Raw genomic sequence first — 13262 nt, 5'->3', positions numbered from 1 at the left:
TTCCAGCCGCTCTCGTGCTTGACGATGTTGGCGAAGGCCTTGTACTGGGCGGCGTTGGGGATCATCTTGTGCGCGATGGCCTGGGCCTGGGAGGCGGACGACGTGGTCGCCGCGTGGGCGGGGGCGGCGGTCATGGCGATGCCGGCGGAGGCGGCGGCCAGGGCGACGGCGGTGACGGCCTTCTTCGGGCTGGCGATGCGGCGGATGATCGAGACGGTCACGGCTAACCCTTTTCGTCGGGGACGGTTGCGGTCGCTTGCATGCGGAAGTCACGCGGTGCGTGGCCGCGCCGCGTGGTGTGCGGTGGGTGGCTGCATGCCTCGGCGCCGGGGCCCGGGGGGCTCGTCGGCGCCGTGCGACGTCATCCAGACAAGCAGCCCGGGACGGCGTCCGCAAAGACCCCTTTTGCTAGTTGTGGTCGTATTCGCGAACCGGGCGGTCTGTGTGAGCTGGCTCTCAATGTGCAGGTCAGGGGTGGTTATGGCATGGGCATGGCGTCCGATATGCCCTACGAGGGTGGGTAGTAGGTGAGGTGGGTCATGTGCGGTGCTTCACCGGTCGGGGAGAGTCATGTCGCGCAGCGCGCACGCGATCTCACCCTGCGGGCGCGTCGAATGTGACCGCGGCCTCCACCACGGGCCCGGCCTGCTCACGGAGCGGGTTCATGGGAAAACTTCATGTAAGCGTCGACGGTCGCTGCCGCCCGCTGTTCCTGGCCGGCGCCACAGGGCGCCGGCCCGCCCTGCTTCGTCGTCCGGCTCGCCGGTGACGGGCCCCTCGGTTACGACCATTGCCGACAGCAACGCACCTCGCTATGTTAATCCAGAATCACATCCGTGCGACGAAATTCCGCACGCATTGGTCACTCAACTGGCAAGTCTGCGCAGGCACCTGGCACCGTCTGGTCCTATCAGGGAAGCAGGTAAGTCAATGGAAAACCTCAGCAGGCGACGGGCTCTGTCGCTCGGTGTCGCACTCGGTCTCGTGGGCGTGACGGGATCCGCCCAGGCGAGGGCGTCGACGGGGTCGGTGACCGGAGCCGCCGCGGGGACCGGCCCGGAGTGGATCTGGGACGACGCGGCGGACCCTCTGATGGCTTCGATGCTCGACAACGGACACGTGCCGACGATCAACACCGCATGGGCGTCGTGGGTGAACAACAACGACGTGTTGCCCAGCGGCCTGCCGTCCGAATTCGCCGCATACCTGGGACAGGTCAACCGGCTGCCCAGCTGGGCCGACCCCGCGAAGCTGGCCCGCGCCGCGGACTTCAACCGGCGCAGGGACACGTACCTCTTCATGCTGTACGGCCTCGGCAGCGGAATCATGAGCACCGTGATTCCGCGGGAGGCCAAGAGCGTCTACTGGTCCGCGGGTGGCGCCGACATGCAGGACCGCGCGGCCAAGACGTTCACGTTCGGCTACGACCTGTCCCAGCGAGGAGCCTTTGAATCGACGGGGCAATTCGTCGTCACCGCCAACAAGACGCGTGTGGTGCACGCCGCGGTGCGTCACCTGCTGCCGCAGTCACCGCACTGGCGGGCGGTCGCCGACGAGACCGTCCCGATCAGCGCCGCCGACATCCTGGTCACCTTCCACAGCCTGGGCACCTACGTCTACCGGAAGCTGCTCGACTGGAAGATCCCGTTCCCGGCCGCGGACCAGGAGGCGTTCCTGCACTCGTGGCAGGTCGCCGTTCACCTGCTCGGTGTGCCGGACGAGCACATCCCCCAGACGTGGGCGGCCGCCGAGAAGCAGTCGGCGCAGGTGCTCGCCCCCATCCTCACCCCGTCGACCGAGGGCATCGCCCTGGCCGAGGAACTGCTCGGCCTGACCGCGCAGATCGACCTCGGCGTCACGCGCGGGTTCCTGAACGAGTTCGTGCGCTACGTCCTCAGCGACGAGGTCGGCGACTGGCTGGGCCTGAAACGCGACTACGCGTCGGCGGCCCTGGTCCGCACCGCATGGCCGGCGTTCATCCTGTTCCGTGAGGGGCTGTCGCCCGTCATGCCCGGCACCTTCTACATGTTCGACCAGTTCGTGCGCGCCCTGGCCATGCTCTTCCTCAACAAGGGTTCCTCCGGGACCACCACCCCCATCACGATCCCCACCGGAAACAGGGCGGGCTGAACCCTCGATCCGGTTCCACCTCCGCCCGCCCCGCGGCAGCCGGGCCGGGGGCGGGCATCACGGAGCGACTCTCGCGCGAGGGCGCTCCACGGCGCGGGCGGCGTCACGTCGCCGCCGGGTTTCGTCGGGCCTTCAGAGCCCCAGAGCGCCCACGACCAGAGCGGTCACGGCTCCGCGATGGTCAGGGCTGTCCTGCCACCGCAGTCTGCGTCCCGCCTCGACCACCACGCCGAACCCCGCGTGCACCAGCACCCGCGCCTGACGTGGGTCCAGTTCCGGACGGGCCAGCCGCAACTGCTGCTCCCAGACGGCGATGTGTTCCCGCTGCGCGAGGACCAAGGGCCGCCGCAGGTCGGCCGGCAAGCCGACGACCTCGGCCTCGGCGACGCTGTTCAGCTCCGTGTACTCGAAGCAGTAGGCCACGTACGTCTCCGCCAGCGCGACGACGGCGTCGTGCGGGACGGCCACCTCGTGCAGGCTCCGTTCCACACCCTGGGCCAACAGCCCCGCGGCCTGGAGGCACGCCGCCGACAGGATGTCGACCTTGCCGGGATAGTGACGGTAGAGCGCGGACGGGGTCAGCCCCAGTGCCTCCGCGATCTGTCCGTTCGTGACGTTGACGAAGCCGTCCCGGGCGAACAGCGGGACGGAGGCCGCGAGGATCTCCGCGCGCCGGGTGCGCGGCACCGGCCGGGCGGGCAACTCGACGGGGTGCGCGCCCGGCAGGGCCGCTGCCGGATCCGTCGCGGTCACCCGTAGCGCGGACGCCAGCAGCAGGTCCTCGGCCCGGCGCTGGGCGATGGAGGTGTGGTGCATCGTGATGGACCCGATCGCACCGAGGGCCGCCGTGGCCCGCAGACGTTCGTCGGGCAGTGGGTGCTCGCGCTGCACCGCCTCGTCGACCCGCTCGACCAGGCGGCCGAACTTCACCCCGAGACGTCGGCGGTCCTCGCGGTTGAGGTACCGGGCCTCCCACCGGTACACGCCGCCCGACGCGCGGTGCGCGACGGTGACCCGGGTGAGGGCGGTGAGCACATCCGTCAGGGCCGCCCCGGACGGCACCTCGTCGAGCGCGGCGACCAGGCCGTCCACCATGACGTGCGCACACTCGGCGAACAGCGCGTACTTGTTGGGGAAGTGCCGGTACAGAGCGGCCGCGGTGATACCCACGCCGGCGGCGACCTCTTCCATGGACGCCTTGTGGTAGCCGCGTTCGCTGAAGACCCGCCCGGCCGCGTCGATGATGAGCTGCCTGCGGTTGCGGGGCCGGGTGGCCACGGCCGGACGAGCGGTCTCGGCCGAACGGCCCGACGTGGAGGCGGGAGCCATGCAGATCAGTCAATCACACGCGGTCAGGGGGTCCGGCTCTCTCGAAGCGGACCGCACAGGGCACGACGCGAGGATCGTTTCCTGTGCGCCGCGCTGCCCCGTCGAGGGACCGGACCGTTTTCCGGTGGCGGAGCGGCCGGTCAGGGAAAGGTCAGGACCGGCTTGACCACGCTGCCGTTCCCCATGGCCGTCACGGCCGCGCGGATGTCCTCGAACGGGAAGGTGGTCACCAGCCGGTCGAGCGGGAAGAGGCCACGTCTGTGCAGGCCGATCAGCTCGGGGACGAAGTGGCCGGGATCGGAGTCTCCCTCGATCACCCCATGGACGCGGACGCCCTTGGCGAGCAGTTCCATCACGTCGAACGTCACGTCACCGCCGAGGCCGAGGAGAGCGAGTTCGCCGCGCGGGCGCAGTGCGCCGACGGCCCGGCGGGCCATCTCCGGACGGCCGGTGGTCTCGACGACGTGGTGCGCGCCACCGCCGGTGAGCTCGCGCAGCACCGCCACCAGACCGTCTTCGGGCGCCAGGGCCGCCTTGGCGCCGAGTTCGGTGGCCAGGGCACGGCGGGAGGCGACGGGGTCGACGGCCACCACGGGGTCACAGCCCACGGCCACCGCGGCCATCAGCGCGCTCAGGCCGACCCCGCCCGCACCCAGGACGACCAGCGAGGAGCCCGGTTCGGGGCGAAGCCGGTTGAGTACGGCGCCCGCGCCCGTCTGGCCGCTGCAACCCAGCGGCGCGGCGACCGCCGCCGGCAGGTCGGAGGGCACCTTTACCACACCGCGTTCGTGGACGACGGCGTGTGTGGCGAAGCTGGACTGGCCGAAGAAGCCGGCGTGGAGCGGGTTGCCGTCGGCGGAGAGCGGAGAGGTGCCGTCGTACCGTCCACCGGAGAGGTTCCGGGCCCGCGCCGTGTGGCAGTAGGCCGGGTGGCCCGCCGCGCACTGCTCGCAGGCCCCGCAACTGGCGAAGCTGAGGCAGACGTGGTCTCCCGGCGCGAGGCCGGTCACCTGCGCACCCACCGCCTCGATCCGGCCGGCGCCCTCATGGCCGAAGACCATCGGGGTGAGGTGGCGGGGCCAGTTGTCCCGCATCGCCAGGTCGGTGTGGCAGATGCCGACCGCGGTCGTCCTCACCAGCACCTCGCACGGCCGCGGGTCCTCGAGGTGTGCGTCCTGGAGGGTGAAAGGGGCGCCCGGCGCCTCGACGACCGCTGCGCGGACGCGCCTCACGCGTCCTCTCCGGCCCGCGGGCTCTCGTGCGGGGCCCCGGGGACGCGCTCGAGGAAGAAGTAGTAGAAGGGGCCCTCGGCGGGGACCCCCTTGGCGTTCATGATGCCCATCAGCGTGGTGTCGTCCACCCGTTTGAAGTGGTCGAAGACCGGCTGGCCGTCGTAGATCATGGTGGCCGTCGTCTCCCCGCGGAACTCGACGGTCCACAGGCTGGCCTCGCCCTTGCCGAGTTCGCGGTGGGAGTACAGCTCGCCCGTGGCGTCACGGCACATCAGCGGCTTGACATCGTGCACGGTGGTGAACGTCTTGCCGTACCAGCCGGCCTTCGCCAGCATGCCGTTGAGGGGGTGACCCGTGCGGAACTCGCCGCCCTTCCACTCACCGAGGATGTGTTCGGGGCGGACGGTTTCCAACGCCGCCCAGATCTCGTCGAGTTCGAGGGGATCGATCGAGCCGTCCCTCTCCCGGAGTTCCTGGAACCGGGCGCGGGCCTCGAGCACGTCCATGCGGGGTGTCCTCTCGTAGGTGCTGTCACGGTGAACTGAAACGTCGGGAAGGCGCGGGTACGTCGAGGTGGGTCAACCGGAGGTGCGCGGAGCGGAGTCCCGGGGGGTGGAGTCCTGGGGGGTGGAGTTCCGGGGGGTCGAGTTCCGTGTGGGGGAGGGGGGCCGGAGGGGCGCGTGCCGGGGGAACGGGAGTCGAGGGTCGCCGGTGACCGCGCCGGGATGGCCCACGGTGCCGAGGCACAGCAGCACGTGGCGTTCGGCGACCTCCTCCGCGGTGAGCGGCCCGTCCCCGCGGAACCAGTTGGCGACGCCCTGGCACATGACGAGCACCGAACGCACCGCGTCGGCCGGGATCGGCGTGGTGAAGACGCCCTGGGCGCAGCCCGCCTCGACCGTGTCCAGCAGCATGTGCTCGAGGTAGTCGCGCAGGGCGACGTAGCGCGCCCGGTTCTGGGGCTCCAGGCTGCGGATCTCCGTGTCCAGGAAGGCCAGTTGCTGACGGTGGGCCATGTAGAGCACGATCGACTCGACCATGCCGCAGAAGCGTGCCAGCGGATCGTCCCCGGCCTCCCCGGCGGCGGTCCGGCAGCGGTCCAGGACGTCCTTGATGGACATCTCGAGGAGCGTGGTCAGCAGAGCCTGCTTGTTGGCGTAGTGGTAGTACAGCGCGGGCACGGTGACGCCCACCCGGCCGGCGATGTCCCGGACCGAAGTGCCGTGGTAACCCTGCTCGTTGAAGGCCTCCATGGCGTGCATCAGGATCGGGTGCAGGGCGAGCGGCCCGTAGGAGCGCCAGTGCTCCGCCGGGGGTGTGGCGTCCTGGCTCGGCGCGGTGTTCAACGACTCTCCTCGGGACGAGCGGCGATGTCCGGCATCGTACGGCGGTGAATCCCCACCCTTCCTTCCGGACGCTTAGCGATCGATCAGTAAGCCTGGCATCCGCCGTCCGACCTGATGTCACTTCCCTGGTGTTCTTCCGCAAAAACTCTTGGTGCTGCGGGAGTTGACCGAACGGTATCGCACTCCTAGGTTCTTAGCGAACGCTCAGTAAGTCCCCGGTTGACGGCGGTGAGCCCGCCTCGCACCGAGAGAGGAACCCATGAGCCACTGCTCCACCGGCCCTCCCGGCCGTCAGGTGGCGGGCCCGCTGGACGGCGTGAAAGTGATCGAACTGGCGGGGATCGGCCCGGGTCCGTTCGCCGCCATGCTGCTCGCCGACCTGGGCGCCGACGTGGTGCGCGTGGACCGCCCCGGCGCCTCGCCGCTCGGCGGCGATCCCGCCCGCGACGTGACGAACCGCAACAAGCGCTCCGTCCTGGTCGATCTCAAGTCCCCCGAAGGACCGGAAACGGTGCGGGCGTTGGCGGCGCGCGCCGACATCCTGGTCGAGGGATACCGGCCCGGTGTCATGGAGCGGCTCGGCGTCGGCCCCGAGGAGTGCATGGCCGTCAACCCAGCCCTGGTGTACGGCCGGATGACCGGCTGGGGCCAGCGGGGTCCCCTCGCCTCCCGGGCCGGACACGACATCGGCTACATCGCCACCGCCGGCGCCCTGTCCATGATCGGCGCCCCGGACGGGCAGCCCGTCTTCCCCGTCAACCTGCTCGGCGACTACGCGGGCGGCTCCCTCTATCTGGCCACCGGCGTCCTCGCCGCGCTGCTCACCGCCCGCGCGACCGGCCGCGGGCAGGTGGTGGACGCCGCGATCGTGGACGGCACCGCACATCTCACCGCCCTGTTCTGGGGCATGCTCGCCGAGGGCACCTGGCAGGACGCCCGCGGCCGCAACCTGCTCGACGGCGGCTGCCCCCACTACGGCGTCTACGAGACGGCCGACGGCGGCTGGATGGCGGTCGGCGCCCTGGAACCGCAGTTCTACACGGTCTTCGTCTCCTTGCTGGGCCTGGACGGCACGGGCCTGCCGGACCGCGCCGACCCGCGCAACTGGCCCGCCCTGCGGGCCGTGTTCACGGCCCGGTTCAAGTCCGCCACCCGTGAGCGGTGGACAGCCGTCTTCGAAGGCACCGACGCCTGCGTCGCACCCGTGCTCTCGCTGCGTGAGGCGGCCGGCCACCGGCACCTGACCGGACGTGGCACCTACACCGAGGCGTACGGCATCACCCAGCCCGCACCCGCACCCCGTTTCTCCGACACCCCCGGCACCCTCCGCCTGCCCCCGGCCGTCCCCGGCGCGCACACCTTCGACGTGGCCCGTGACTGGGAAGTGCCCGAACTGCTGAAGGACTCCCGCTGATGGAACTGTCCTCACCCCTGGCGTACGCCGGCGATCCGCGCGCCGCCGCGGACCGGGCCGCAGCCCTGGAGTCCGCTGGCCTCGACGCCGTCTGGGTGGCCGAGGCGTACGGCTTCGACTCCCCGACGGTCATGGGATACCTCGCCGCGAAGACCGAGCGGATGCGGATCGGCTCCGCCATCCTCAACGTCTACTCGCGCACCCCCGCGCTCATCGCCCAGACCGCGGCCGGCCTCGACGCCCTTACCGGGGGACGCGCGATCCTCGGTGTCGGCGCCTTTGGGCCGCAGGTCGTCGAGGGCTGGCACGGCCGCCGCTACGACCGCCCGCTGGGCCGCACCCGCGAGGTGATCGAACTGTCCCGGCGGATCTGGCGGCGCGAGGTGATCGAGCACCACGGCATCGTCGACCTGCCCCTGCCCCCCGAGAAGGGAGGCACCCTCGGCAAGCCGCTGAAGCTGCTGAACCACCCGGTCCGCGACACCATCCCTGTCTATGTCGCGGCGCTGGGCCCGGCGAACGTCCGGATGGCCGCCGAGATCGCCGACGGATGGCTGCCCTTCCTCTACGTTCCCGAGCACGCCGCCGAGGTCTGGGGCCGGTCCTTGGCCGAGGGCGGTGCCGCGCGCGATCCCGGGCTCGGCCCGCTCTCGGTCGTCGCGGGCGGCCTGCTGGCCATCGGCGACGACGCCGAGGCCGTCCGTGACCTGATGCGCCCCACCGTCGCCCTCTACGTCGGCGGCATGGGCGCGCCCGGCCGCAACTTCTACCACGACCTGGTCTGCTCCTACGGCTACGGATCCGCCGCGGCCGCGATCGAGGAGCACTACCTCGCGGGCCGCAAGAAGGACGCGGAGGCGGCCGTACCGGCCGAACTGCTGGAGCGGCTCTGCCTGGCCGGCCCCGCGGGCCATGTCCGCGACCGCGTCGAGGCCTTCCGCGAGGCGGGCGTGACCATGCTCGACGTCACCCCCGTCGGTCCCGATCCCGCCCGGCTGATCGAGCACGTCAGGAGCTGGCTGTGACCTTGGAACGCAACCTCTACGGCCCCGACCACGAGGCCTTCCGCGAGACCGTGCGGACCTTCCTCACCAAGGAGGTGGCCCCGCACCACGAACGCTGGGAGAAGAACGGTGTCGTCGACCGCCAGGTATGGCGCTCGGCGGGCCGCCAAGGCCTGCTGGGCATGGCCGTCGGCGAGGAGTACGGCGGCGGCGGGACCGGCGACTTCCGGTACAGCGCCGTCCTCATCGAGGAGTTCGCCCGCGCCGGAGTCTCCGGGCTGGCCCTGAGCCTGCACAACGACATCGTCGGCCCCTACCTGACCCGGCTCGCCGACGAGGAGCAGAAGCGTCGCTGGCTGCCCGGTTTCACCTCCGGAGACATCGTCACCGCCATCGCCATGACGGAACCCGGAGCCGGCTCCGACTTGCAGGGCATCCGCACCACCGCCACCGATCAGGGCGACCACTACCTGCTCAACGGCGCGAAGACCTTCATCTCCAACGGCATCCTCGCCGACCTCGTCGTCGTGGTCGCCCGCACCACCCCCGAGGGCGGCAGTGGCGGGCAGAGCCTGCTTGTCGTGGAGCGCGGCACGGAGGGCTTCGAACGCGGCCGCAACCTCGACAAGATCGGCCAGAAGGCCCAGGACACCGCCGAGTTGTTCTTCGACGACGTGCGCGTCCCCAAGGAGAACCTGCTGGGCGAGGAGAACCGGGCGTTCGCCTACCTCATGGGCAACCTCGCCCAGGAGCGGCTGGCCATCGCGGTCGGGGCCGCCGCCGCGGCCGAGGAGATCCTGGACGTCACCACGCGGTACGTGAAGGAGCGCGAGGCGTTCGGGAGACCGCTGGCCGAGCTCCAGCACATCCGTTTCGAGATCGCCGAGATGGCCACCGAGACCGCGGTCACCCGAACCTTCGTGGACCGCTGCGTCGCCGAGCACGGTCAGGGCCGACTCGACGCCGCGCACGCCTCGATGGCCAAGTGGTGGACCACCGAACTCCAGAAGCGGATCGTCGACCGCTGTCTGCAACTGCACGGCGGATACGGCTACATGAGCGAGTTCCGGGTGGCGCGAGCGTTCGTCGACAGCCGTATCCAGACCATCTACGGCGGCACCACCGAGATCATGAAGGAGATCGTCGGGCGTTCGCTGCTCGGCTGAGCGTCGGCCGGCTCTCCTCGCCACCCCATGTGTCGCGTTCGCGGCTTGCTTCAGACCCGACCCGGAAGGCACCCAAGGTGAGCACCGAAGCGTATGTGTACGACGCGATCCGCACCCCGCGCGGCCGCGGCAAGGCCGACGGATCCCTGCACGGCACCAAGCCGATCGACCTGGTCGTCGGCCTGATCCACGAGACCCTGCGCCGCTTCCCGGACCTCGATCCGGCGGCGATCGACGACATCGTGCTCGGGGTGGTCAGTCCGGTGGGCGACCAGGGCGCGGACATCGCCCGCACCGCCGCGGTCCTCGCGCGTCTGCCGGAGACGGTGGCGGGCGTGCAGGAGAACCGCTTCTGTGCGTCCGGACTGGAAGCCGTCAACCTGGCGGCGGCGAAGGTCCGTTCGGGCTGGGAGGACCTGGTCCTGGCGGGCGGCGTGGAGTCCATGTCACGTGTGGCGATGGGCAGTGACGGCGGCGCCTGGTCACTGGACCCGCGTACCAGTCACGTCACCGGATTCGTCCCGCAGGGCATCGGCGCCGACCTGATCGCCACTCTGGAGGGCTTCTCCCGGTATGACGTGGACTCCTACGCGGCGCTCTCCCAGGAGCGTGCGGCCGCCGCATGGAAGGACGGGCACTTCGACCGCTCCGTCGTTCCCGTGCGGGACCGCAACGGGCTGCCGGTCCTGGACCGGGACGAGCACATCAGGCCCGGCACGACGGCCGAGAGCCTGGCCGTGCTCAAGCCCTCCTTCGCCCGGCCCGGCGAACTGGCCGGCTTCGACGCGGTGGCACTCCAGAAGTACCACTGGGTGGAGAAGATCGACCACGTCCACCACGCGGGCAACTCCTCCGGCATCGTCGACGGCGCCGCCCTGGTCGCCATCGGCAACGAGGAGGTCGGCAGGCGACACGGCCTGACCCCGCGTGCCCGGATCGCCGCCGCCGCGGTCTCCGGGGCAGATCCCACCATCATGCTGACCGGGCCCGCACCCGCCTCCCGCAAGGCGCTCGCCAGGGCCGGCCTGACCGTCGAGGACATCGACCTGGTCGAGATCAACGAGGCTTTCGCCGCCGTCGTCCTGCGCTACGTCAAGGACATGGGGCTGAGCCTGGACAGGGTCAACGTCAACGGAGGCGCCATCGCCATGGGGCACCCCCTCGGGGCCACCGGCGCGATGATCCTCGGCACCCTCGTGGACGAACTGGAGCGCCGCGACCTGCGGTACGGGCTGGCCACCCTGTGCGTCGGCGGAGGCATGGGCGTCGCCACGGTCGTCGAGCGCCTCTGACCGCCCCGCCCCGTCCCCCTCCCACAGCCGTTCACCCTCACGAGAGACAACAGCCATGGACACCACCGCGGGACCTTCCACCATCCGCTGGGAAGAGTCCGACGACCACATCGTCACCCTCGTCCTCGACGACCCGGACCAGACCGCCAACACCATGAACGCCGCGTTCATCGATTCGCTGGACGCGGTCGTGGCGCGGCTGGCCGAATGCCGTGACACCGTCCGGGGTGTCATCGTCACCTCCGCGAAGAAGAGCTTCTTCGCCGGCGGCGACCTGCGCGATCTGATCTCCGTCACTCCCGAGACCGCCGGTCTCTCCTTCGATGCCGGGATGCGCGTCAAGCGGTCACTGCGCGTCCTGGAGACGCTGGGCAAGCCGGTGGTCGCCGCGATCAACGGCGCGGCACTGGGCGGCGGTTACGAGATCGCTCTGGCCTGCCACCACCGGGTGATGCTGGACAGCCCGGACGCTCGCGTGGGCCTGCCCGAAGTCACCCTGGGCCTGCTGCCCGGCGGCGGTGGAGTGACCCGCACGGTCCGCATGTTCGGTGTGGCGGACGCCCTGCGGAAGGTCCTCCTGGAGGGCACCCGGTACGGACCGGCGCGCGCCCTGGAGGCCGGCCTGGTCGACGAGATCGCCGCCGACCCGGCCCGACTCCTCGCCGGAGCACGAGCGTTCGTCGAAGCGCATCCGCGGTCCGCACAGCCCTGGGACGCCCCCGGGTACCGCATCCCCGGCGGCTCGACCTCGAACCCGGAGTCGGCCGCGCAATTCGCCGCTCTCACCGCGACGCTGAAGCGCAGGACGGGCGGCGCCCCGCACCCGGCCGCGCACAACATCCTCGCGGCGGCCGTGGAGAGTTCCCAGGTCGACGTGGACACGGCCTTCGTGGTGGAGGCCGGGTACCTGACGGAACTGGTCACCGGGCAGATCACCAAGAACATGATCCAGGCCTTCTTTTTCGACTTGCAGGCGGTCAACTCCGGCGCCGGCCGCCCGAAGGGCGTCGAGCCGCGCAAGGTGACCAGGGTGGGCGTGGTCGGCGCGGGCATGATGGGCGCCGGGATCGCCCACTCCTGCGCCGAGGCGGGCATCGATGTCGTGCTCAAGGACGTCTCCGCGGACGAGGCGGCGCAGGGCAGGGCCTACTCCGAGAAGCTGTGTGCCAAGGCCGTCTCGCGCGGCGACTCGACGCAGGAGACGGCGGACGCCCTGCTGGCCCGTATCACCCCGACCGCCGACGTCCAGGACCTGGCCGGCTGCGAGGTGGTGATCGAGGCCGTCTTCGAGGACCCGGACGTCAAGCGCAAGGTGTTCCTGGAGATACAGGAGGTTGTCGCCCCGGAGGCTCCTCCGGACTCCGGCCGGCGGTACCCCCTGCTGTGCTCGAACACCTCCACTCTGCCCATCACCGTCCTCGCGGAGGGGGTGGAACGGCCGCAGGACTTCATCGGTCTGCACTTCTTCTCGCCGGTCGACAAGATGCCGCTGGTGGAGATCGTCAAAGGTGAGAAGACGGGCGACGAGGCGCTGGCGCGGGCCTTCGATCTGGTGCGGCAGCTCCGCAGGACGCCGATCGTGGTCAACGACTCGCGCGGCTTCTTCACCTCCCGTGTCATCGGCCGCTTCATCGACGAGGGCGTCGCCATGGTCGGCGAGGGCATCGAACCGGCCTCCGTCGAACAGGCCGCCGCCCAGGCCGGCTACCCGGCCAAGGTCCTCAGCCTGATGGACGAGCTCACCCTCACCCTCCCGCGCAAGATCCGCGAGGAGACCCGCCGCGCGGTCGAGGCCGCGGGCCGCACCTGGGAGCCGCACCCCGCGGACGCGGTGGTGGACCGCATGATCGACGAATTCGGCCGCCCCGGACGGTCCGGCGGCGCGGGCTTCTACGACTACGCCGACGGCAGGCGCGCCGGGCTCTGGCCGGGGCTGCGCGAGCACTTCACGGATCCCGCGAAGCAGCCCGCCGACCTGACCGAGATGATGGAGCGGATGCTCTTCGTCGAGGCGCTGGACTCGGCGCGCTGCCTGGAGGAGGGCGTGCTCGTCTCGGTGGCGGACGCCAACATCGGCTCGCTGCTCGGTATCGGCTTCCCGCCCTGGACGGGCGGCGTGTTGCAGTACATCAACGGCTACGAGGGCGGGCTGCCCGGTTTCGTGGCCCGTGCGCGTGAACTGGCCGGGAAGCACGGCGCGCGCTTCGCCCCGCCCGAGCTGCTGCTGCGCAAGGCCGAGCGGGGCGAGACCTTCACCGGCTCCTGACCGCCGCGAGGGCCCGCCCCGGCCCGAGTCGGCGCCTCCCGCGCACCCGCCGGTTTCGTGGGCAGGGCAGTCCGTCGCCGGGG

Annotated in this window: 10 protein-coding genes and 1 pseudogene; 6 read left to right on the top strand and 5 right to left on the bottom strand. The window is 70.9% G+C overall.

The genetic code is table 11. The features are described from left to right. A pseudogene (locus tag IE275_RS42590) lies at positions 1-221 on the bottom strand (lytic transglycosylase domain-containing protein); the annotation flags it as partial. A 709-nt stretch (positions 222-930) separates the two neighbouring features. On the opposite strand from IE275_RS42590, the gene IE275_RS42585 reads away from it, so the two are divergent. Further along, on the top strand, positions 931-2130 hold the full coding sequence (locus IE275_RS42585; protein WP_189718072.1) for an oxygenase MpaB family protein: 1200 nt from the start codon (positions 931-933) through the stop codon (positions 2128-2130). A gap of 132 nt (positions 2131-2262) precedes the next feature. On the opposite strand, the gene IE275_RS42580 is transcribed toward IE275_RS42585, so the two are convergent. From IE275_RS42580 to IE275_RS42565, 4 genes are all read right to left on the bottom strand, one after another. After that, positions 2263-3459 (bottom strand): TetR/AcrR family transcriptional regulator, encoded by a 1197-nt coding sequence (locus IE275_RS42580; protein ID WP_189718071.1) that lies wholly within the window; start codon positions 3457-3459, stop codon positions 2263-2265. 140 nt (positions 3460-3599) lie between these two features. After that, complete coding sequence (locus IE275_RS42575) at positions 3600-4691, bottom strand: NAD(P)-dependent alcohol dehydrogenase (RefSeq protein WP_189718070.1); 1092 nt, start codon at positions 4689-4691, stop codon at positions 3600-3602. Continuing rightward, a complete protein-coding gene (locus tag IE275_RS42570; protein WP_189718069.1) occupies positions 4688-5197 on the bottom strand; it encodes a DUF4334 domain-containing protein in 510 nt (169 codons plus the stop codon). The genes IE275_RS42575 and IE275_RS42570 overlap by 4 nt, the downstream gene beginning before the upstream one ends. 72 nt (positions 5198-5269) lie before the next feature. Then, positions 5270-6037 carry a TetR/AcrR family transcriptional regulator gene (locus tag IE275_RS42565; protein ID WP_229871243.1) on the bottom strand — a complete coding sequence of 256 codons (768 nt, stop codon included), beginning with the start codon at positions 6035-6037 and terminating at the stop codon, positions 5270-5272. 259 nt (positions 6038-6296) lie between these two features. Between IE275_RS42565 and IE275_RS42560 the strand changes: the two genes are divergently transcribed. The 5 genes from IE275_RS42560 to IE275_RS42540 all read left to right on the top strand — a co-directional run bounded on the left by IE275_RS42560 (position 6297) and on the right by IE275_RS42540 (position 13179). After that, entirely contained in the window at positions 6297-7451 is a 1155-nt protein-coding gene (locus tag IE275_RS42560; protein ID WP_189718068.1) for a CaiB/BaiF CoA transferase family protein, read from the top strand. Further along, positions 7451-8476, top strand: a complete 1026-nt coding sequence (locus tag IE275_RS42555) for an LLM class F420-dependent oxidoreductase (RefSeq protein WP_189718067.1) — start codon at positions 7451-7453, stop codon at positions 8474-8476. Before IE275_RS42560 ends, IE275_RS42555 begins: the two co-directional genes overlap by 1 nt. Further along, positions 8473-9621 (top strand): acyl-CoA dehydrogenase family protein, encoded by a 1149-nt coding sequence (locus IE275_RS42550; protein ID WP_373299389.1) that lies wholly within the window; start codon positions 8473-8475, stop codon positions 9619-9621. Before IE275_RS42555 ends, IE275_RS42550 begins: the two co-directional genes overlap by 4 nt. A 77-nt stretch (positions 9622-9698) precedes the next feature. Further along, positions 9699-10913: an acetyl-CoA C-acetyltransferase gene (locus IE275_RS42545; protein ID WP_189718066.1), complete on the top strand. Its 1215-nt coding sequence runs from the start codon at positions 9699-9701 to the stop codon at positions 10911-10913. 55 nt (positions 10914-10968) lie between these two features. After that, positions 10969-13179, top strand: a complete 2211-nt coding sequence (locus IE275_RS42540) for a 3-hydroxyacyl-CoA dehydrogenase NAD-binding domain-containing protein (protein WP_189718065.1) — start codon at positions 10969-10971, stop codon at positions 13177-13179. Positions 13180-13262: the final 83 nt, after the last annotated feature.

Source organism: Streptomyces phaeofaciens (assembly GCF_014648915.1).
Taxonomy (GTDB): domain Bacteria; phylum Actinomycetota; class Actinomycetes; order Streptomycetales; family Streptomycetaceae; genus Streptomyces; species Streptomyces phaeofaciens.
Note: the sequence above shows the minus strand (reverse complement) of the source record. Positions and strands in the feature narration are given on the sequence as shown.